Annotated in this window: 6 protein-coding genes; 1 reads left to right on the top strand and 5 read right to left on the bottom strand. The window is 73.5% G+C overall.

From position 1 onward, the window contains the following. Nucleotides 1-41: 41 nt before the first annotated feature. The 5 genes from fabF to ACFWEJ_RS26270 form a co-directional block, all read right to left on the bottom strand. Nucleotides 42-1,286 carry a beta-ketoacyl-ACP synthase II gene (fabF, locus tag ACFWEJ_RS26290; RefSeq protein ID WP_377232122.1) on the bottom strand — a complete coding sequence of 415 codons (1,245 nt, stop codon included), beginning with the start codon at nucleotides 1,284-1,286 and terminating at the stop codon, nucleotides 42-44. Nucleotides 1,287-1,419: 133 nt separating this feature from the next. Next, on the bottom strand, nucleotides 1,420-1,668 hold the full coding sequence (locus ACFWEJ_RS26285) for an acyl carrier protein (RefSeq protein WP_020014121.1): 249 nt from the start codon (nucleotides 1,666-1,668) through the stop codon (nucleotides 1,420-1,422). A gap of 127 nt (nucleotides 1,669-1,795) precedes the next feature. Beyond that, the gene (locus tag ACFWEJ_RS26280; RefSeq protein ID WP_377232121.1) at nucleotides 1,796-2,797 is read right to left on the bottom strand and encodes a beta-ketoacyl-ACP synthase III; all 1,002 of its coding nucleotides are present in this window, start codon (nucleotides 2,795-2,797) and stop codon (nucleotides 1,796-1,798) included. Continuing rightward, nucleotides 2,794-3,780 (bottom strand): ACP S-malonyltransferase, encoded by a 987-nt coding sequence (locus ACFWEJ_RS26275; protein WP_377232120.1) that lies wholly within the window; start codon nucleotides 3,778-3,780, stop codon nucleotides 2,794-2,796. The genes ACFWEJ_RS26280 and ACFWEJ_RS26275 overlap by 4 nt, the downstream gene beginning before the upstream one ends. Nucleotides 3,781-3,909: 129 nt before the next feature. Beyond that, nucleotides 3,910-5,208, bottom strand: coding sequence for a PucR family transcriptional regulator (locus ACFWEJ_RS26270; protein WP_377232119.1), 1,299 nt, complete (start codon nucleotides 5,206-5,208; stop codon nucleotides 3,910-3,912). Between the two features lie 201 nt (nucleotides 5,209-5,409). Here ACFWEJ_RS26270 and ACFWEJ_RS26265 point away from each other — a divergent pair, with 201 nt between their 5' ends. Next, nucleotides 5,410-5,991 carry a hypothetical protein gene (locus tag ACFWEJ_RS26265; protein WP_377232118.1) on the top strand — a complete coding sequence of 194 codons (582 nt, stop codon included), beginning with the start codon at nucleotides 5,410-5,412 and terminating at the stop codon, nucleotides 5,989-5,991. Nucleotides 5,992-6,074: the final 83 nt, after the last annotated feature.

Raw genomic sequence — 6,074 nt, 5'->3', positions numbered from 1 at the left:
GGGGTGACCTGAGCGTCTGACACGGGGCCGACGGTGTCGGGCTAGGTGTTCTGGATCACCAGGGCGACGTTGTGCCCGCCGAACCCGAACGAGTTGTTGATCGCGGCGATGTCGCCGCCCGGCAGCTTGGCCGGCTCGTTGCGCACGAGCGGCACCTGCAGCTCGGGGTCGGGGTTCTCCACGTTGATCGTGGGCGGGGCGAGCCGCTCGGCGATCGCCTTGATCGCGAACACCGACTCGATGGCGCCGGCGCCGCCCAGCAGGTGGCCGGTCATCGACTTGGTGGCCGAGAGCTGCACGTGGTCGGCGTCCGACCCGAAGAGCTTGCGGATCGAGGCCGTCTCGGTGAGGTCGCCCACCTTGGTGGAGGTGGCGTGCGCGTTGACGTGCACGATGTCGGAGGCCGTCACGCCGGCGTCCTCCATGGCGAAGCGCATGGCCGTCACCTGGCCCGTGCCCTCGGGGTCGGGGGAGGTGATGTGGTACGCGTCAGACGAGAGGCCCACGCCGCTGACCTTGGCGTAGACGCGGGCGCCGCGGGCGGCGGCGTGCTCCGCGCTCTCCAGCACCAGCACGGCCGCGCCCTCGCCGAGCACGAAGCCGTCGCGGTCGACGTCGTAGGGGCGGGAGGCGTGCTCCGGGTCGTCGTTGCGCAGCGAGAGCGTGCGCGACGCCGCGAACGCGCCCAGCGGCATCGGGTGGATCGAGGCCTCGGTGCCGCCGGCGACGACGACGTCGGCGCGGCCGGAGCGGATCATCTCCACGGCGTAGCCCACGGCCTCCGCGCCCGAGGCGCAGGCCGAGACCAGCGCGTGCGTGCCGGCGCGGGCGCCGAGCTCGAGCGACACGTAGGCCGACGGCGAGTTCGGCATGAGCATGGGGACGGTCATGGGCAGCATGCGCCGGGCGCCGCGCTCACGCAGCGTGTCCCAGCCGTCCAGGATGGTCTGGATGCCGCCGATGCCGGACGAGACCACGGCGCCGAGCCGCTCGCCCGGGACCTCGGGGCTGCCCGCGTCGGCCCAGGCCTCGCGGGTCGCGACGATCGCGTACTGCGCGGACGGGTCCATGCGCTTGGTCTCGGGGCGGGACAGGACCTCGGCCGGGTCCACCTTGATGGTGGCGGCGAAGGTCACGGGGATCCCGTACTTCTCGGCCCAGTCGTTCTCCAGGGTGCGCGCACCGGACACGCCGGCGAGCGCGGCCTCCCACGTGGAGGCCACGTCACCGCCGAGCGGTGTGGTGGCGCCGAGGCCCGTGACGACGACTTCGCGTGCGGAGGTCATGATGATGCTCCCGAGGGTGGTGGGACGAAGGGGGCAGGTGCTCTCTGGGTGCTGCCTGGTGGGCAGCGGATGCCCGACGGCGGCGCGGGCCGGTGGATCTCAGCCGGCCGCGCCGCCGCCGTCGGGGGGCGGCTCAGTCCTGGGCGCCCTTGATGAAGCTCACGGCGTCGCCGACGGTCGCGAGGTTCTTGACCTCCTCGTCCGGGATGCGAACCCCGAACTTGTCCTCGGCGTGCGTGACGATGGTCATCATCGACAGGGAGTCGATGTCGAGGTCGTCCGTGAAGGACTTCTCGAGCAGGACGTCGGCCGTGTCGAGGCCCGTCTCCTCGGCGACGATCTCGGCGAGGCCCTCGAGGATCTCCTGGTCCGTGTTGGCCATGGGACTTCCTATCTTTCGTTAACGGTCACCGGCGCCGTCGGGCACCGGAGTCTTGCTGGTCAGATCTTGGCGCATCCTGCGACCGGAATGCACAACGGGCGGTCCCGCGACCCCGGCCGCACCCTGGCTACGGCAGCACCACGACCTGTGCGGCGTAGACCAGGCCCGCGCCGAAGCCGATCTGGAGGGCGAGGTCGCCGGACTTGGCCTGTCCCTCGGACAGGAGCCGCTCGGCGGCCAGCGGGATCGACGCGGCGGACGTGTTGCCGGTCTCGGCGATGTCGCGCGCGATCACCACGCTGTCGGGCAGGCCGAGCTGCTTCTTCATCTGGTCGATGATGCGCATGTTGGCCTGGTGCGGGATGAAGACCTGGATGTCCTCGGCCGTCACGCCCGCCTCCGCCATGGCCTTCTCGGCGACGGGGGCCATCTGGAAGCTCGCCCACTTGAAGACCGGCTGGCCGTCCTGGCGCAGCGTGGGCCAGCCGAGCGAGGGGTCCTCGCGCCACTCGGTCCACGAGTGCGTCTGCCGGATCACGTCGGCCTTGGAGCCGTCCGAGCCCCACACCGTCGGGCCGATGCCCGGCGTGTCAGACGGGCCGACGATCGCGGCGCCCGCGCCGTCGCCCAGCAGGAACGAGATGGAGCGGTCGGTCGGGTCGATGATCTCGCTGAGCTTCTCGGCGCCGATCACCAGCACGTGCCGGGCCAGACCGGCCCGGACCAGGGCGTCCGCCTGGCCGATGCCGTACGCGTAGCCGGCGCAGGCCGCCGACACGTCGTAGGCGGCCGCGGGCGTCGCGCCGATCCGCTCGGCCAGGATCGCGGCCCCGGACGGCGTCATGTGCATGTGCGTGATCGTCGACAGGATGATCGCGTCGATGTCGGCGCCGACCAGGCCGGCGGACTCCAGCGCCTTCTTCGCGGCGGCCTCGGCCAGGTCGAGCACGTCCTTGTCGGCACCCGCCCGACGGCGCGTGACGATGCCGGTGCGCTGGCGGATCCACTCGTCCGAGGAGTCGATGGGGCCTGCGATGTCGTCGTTCGTCACGACGAGCTCGCCGCGCTCCGCGCCGATCGCGAGGATCTTCGAGAACTGCGTGGGCTGGGCCTGCTGCAGGGTGGTCACTGGGCTGCTCCGGTCGCACTCGTGCCGGTGGAAAGGGCGTTGCTGTGTGCCGCGATGAGCTCGCGGGCCGCGTCGAGGTCGGCGGGCGACTTGACCGCCACCGTCTCGACACCCTTGAGGCCGCGCTTGGCCAGACCCGTCAGGACGCCGCCGGGGGCGAGCTCCAGCAGGCCCGTGACGCCGCGCTCGGCGAGGTTCGTCATGATCAGGTCCCAGCGCACCGGGGCCGTGACCTGGCCCGCGATGTTGCGCAGCACGTCGGCGCCGGTCCCGTGACCGTGGGTGCCGCCGGTGTAGGCGGTCCCGTCCAGGTCGGCGAGGAACGGCAGCGCCGGGTCGGCGGCGTCCCAGTCGAGGGCCACCGGCTCGAACTCGGCGCGCGCCGCGTCCATGAACGGCGTGTGGAACGCGCCGGCCACCTGCAGCGGGATCACGCGGGCGCGGGTCGGCGGGTTCTCGGCCAGCTTGGCGAGATCCTCCAGGGCGCCCGCGGCGACCGTCTGGCCGGCGCCGTTCACGTTGGCGGGCCACAGGCCCGCGGCCTCGATCGCGGCGAGCACCTCGTCCGGGTCGCCGCCCACGACGGCGCTCATGCCCGACGGCGCGGCGGCGGCGGCCGTGGCCATCGCCCGGGCGCGGCGCGCGACCAGGCCGGCCGCGCCGTCGTCGGTCAGGGCGCCCGCCACCGCGGCGGCCGACAGCTCGCCGACCGAGTGGCCTGCGGTGACGTCCACGACGTCCGCGGCGGCGCGGCCGTCGAGCAGGGCGCGCAGCGCGAGCAGGGAGGTGGTGACGATCAGCGGCTGGGCCACGGCGGTGTCGCGGATCGTGTCCGCGTCCGACGTCGTGCCGTGGGCCACGAGGTCCAGGCCGGCGGCCTCGGAGGCTGCCGCAAGGCGTTGTTCGGTTCCGGGCAGCTCGAGCCAGTCGCTGAGCATCCCGGGGGTCTGAGAGCCCTGTCCAGGGCAGACGACGGCGAGCACGCGTCCACTCTGCCAACCCGAGCCGCTCCCGGGACGTCGCGACCTGTACCAACCTGGTCGGGGGCCCTTGTCGGGAACCTACAAGGCGCCCGAATCGGGCGCAGGTTAGTGACGTACGTCTCGGCGGGTTCAGCCCCGGCCGAGCTGGCCCAGCGCCAGCGCCACCTGCAGCACGAACGACTCGCGGGCGTCGAGCGGGTCCCAGCCCGTGATCTCGGAGACCTTGCGCAGGCGGTAGCGCACGGTGTTGGGGTGAACGTACAGATGGCGGGCGGCGGCCTCCAGCGAGCGGCCGGTGCCGAGGTAGGCCGAGAGGGTCTCCAGCACGGCGCCGCCGGCGTCCTGCAGCGGGGTGAACGCCTGGGCGATGAGCGTGGCGCGGGCCGTGTAGTCGCCGGTCAGCACGCGCTCGGGCAGCAGGTCGTCCGCCATGACGGGGCGGGGCGCCTGCGGCCACGCCGGCGCGGCCGTGAGGCCGGCGAGCGCGGAGCGGGCCGAGCGCGGGGCGTCGGTCAGGCTGGGCACCTGCGTGCCGATCACCACGGGCCCGGTGCCGAAGCGCGACATCAGCGACGTCGCCGCGGCCACGAGGTCGCCCTCGCCGCCGAGCACGAGCACGAGCCGGTCGCCGTGGATGCCGACGAGGGCGTCGCCCGCGGCGCGGCGGGCCACCCGACGGATCTCGGCGGTGCGGATCTCGTCGAGCTCCTCGGTCGCCAGCCCCACGACCACGAGCGCGTTGCCCCGGCCGCTCCAGCCGAGGGCCGAGATGCGGGAACGCAGGGAGTCGTCGCCGTCGCCGCGCACCAGGGCGTCGACCACCAGCGCCTCCAGGCGGGCGTCCCAGGCGCCGCGCCACTCGGCGGCGCGGGCGTAGACCTCGGCCGCGGAGAACGCGACCTCGCGGGAGTAGCGCAGCACGGCCTCGCGCAGGTCGCGCTCGCCGCCGGGGGCGGCGATCCGGTCGGAGTGCGTCTCGACGACGTCGACCACCACGCGCACGAGCTGCAGCGTGTGCTGGAGCGAGATGGAGCGGGTCAGCTCGGTGGGCGCCGCGGCGAAGATCTCGCTGACGCCGTGCGGCGGCCGGTTCGGGTCGGTGAACCACGAGGTGAACGCGTTGATGCCGGCCTGGGCGACGAGGCCTACGTAGGAGCGGTCCTCGGCAGGAAGGTCGCGGTACCAGTTGAGGTCCTCGTCGAGGCGGCGCATCGCCGCCGCCGTGAGCACGCCGCTGGCCTCGCGGACGCGCTGGAGGTTCATCGGGAAGCCGGCGGGGTCCAGACCGGCGTCGGGCTCCGGGGTGCCCTCGGGGCCCGCGTCGAGTGCCTGACCGGCGTCCTGGTCGGCGCTGCGGTCGGTCGCCTGCCCGGCCTCCCGGTCGGTCTTCTGGGCGCTGCCTCGAGCGGCCCGTCGCGTTGCTGGCACCCCGGCAGCATACGAGCCTCAGTTGTGGGGAGTCCACAAACGGACTTTCGCGACAGTGCTCCTCCAGTGAGTGCGGGTGAGAAACTGTAGGGTCGAGGCATGGCCCTGATGCACCGGCTCCGTCGACTCATCCGTCGGCCCTTGTCTGCGTCCACGGTCGGGGCCCGCCGGCCGTCACCGTCGGCACCCCGGCGTGGGGACGTGGGACACGAGGACGCGCTACGAGCGCAGCTGACCGACGATCCCAACAACGAGGAGGCGTTCGCCGCCCTGGCGGAGATCGTCCGCCGGCGGGCCGCCGAGGACCCGACGCTGGAGGACCCGCTGCGGGACTACTCGGAGGAGATCCCGGAGTCGAGGCAGCGCGAGGCCGACCTTGCGGTCTGGTCCCTCGCCGAGGAGCTGGCCGGGCACCCGCGCGGCTGGTACCCGCTGATCGAGCTGGGCCGGCTGTCGCTGGCCGACGACCCGGAGGGCGCCGTCCGCCGGTTCATCACCGCCGCCGAGCGGGACCCGGACGGTAACGCCCTGGCCGAGGGGCTGGCGATCCTGCGCGCCAACGGGATGCCCGTCGAGGCCCTGGGCCTGGGTGTGGGCCACTGGCGGGTGCGGGAGCACTCGCCCGTCGTCGGCAAGCACCTCGTGCTGGCGGCGCTGGAGGCCGACCGGGTGTTCGAGGCGAAGCAGCACCTGCGCGCCCTGGACCTGCACCCGGACACCAAGACGGTCAAGCCGCTGCAGGCGGAGCTGGCGAAGGCGATCGCGGCGGCCGAGAAGGGGTAGCGGCCGGGACGCGCAGAACGTCGGCGGAACGCCCGCGGAACGCCCGCCGAACGAGAAAGAGCTGCGGCGCACCGGTTAACCGG

This window comes from Promicromonospora sp. NPDC060204, from assembly GCF_042728455.1.
GTDB lineage: Bacteria > Actinomycetota > Actinomycetes > Actinomycetales > Cellulomonadaceae > Promicromonospora.
This window is presented reverse-complemented; position numbering and strand designations above follow the sequence as displayed.

What these genes read in the sequence shown, in the direction of transcription:
- fabF (WP_377232122.1), bottom strand. Translation starts at nt 1,286, where the DNA reads ATGACCTCCGCACGCGAAGTCGTCGTCACGGGCCTCGGCGCCACCACA.
- ACFWEJ_RS26285 (WP_020014121.1), bottom strand. Translation starts at nt 1,668, where the DNA reads ATGGCCAACACGGACCAGGAGATCCTCGAGGGCCTCGCCGAGATCGTC.